Raw genomic sequence first — 206 nt, 5'->3', positions numbered from 1 at the left:
CCAAAAGAAGAAAAAACTAAAGAAGAAACAACAGAAGTATTAAACAAACAAAGTGTACAAGAAAAAGTAGAAGTAGAAGTACAAAAAAAACAAAATGTACAAGAACAAGTACAAAATAAATCTGAAGTATCATCAAGTGAAGAAAATAATAAGAAATCAAAACTTCTTCCTCAAACAGGTGGAGCATCAACAGAAGCTACTTCTGT

General features: G+C 29.1%; 1 pseudogene. It reads left to right on the top strand.

Features of this window, described 5'->3' with window-relative positions:
• A pseudogene (locus tag MR113_RS28270) lies at positions 1–206 on the top strand (LPXTG cell wall anchor domain-containing protein); the annotation flags it as partial.

The sequence above is a fragment of the Bacillus cereus group sp. BfR-BA-01379 genome, assembly GCF_022663605.1.
GTDB classification, from domain to species: domain Bacteria; phylum Bacillota; class Bacilli; order Bacillales; family Bacillaceae_G; genus Bacillus_A; species Bacillus_A mobilis.
This window is presented reverse-complemented; position numbering and strand designations above follow the sequence as displayed.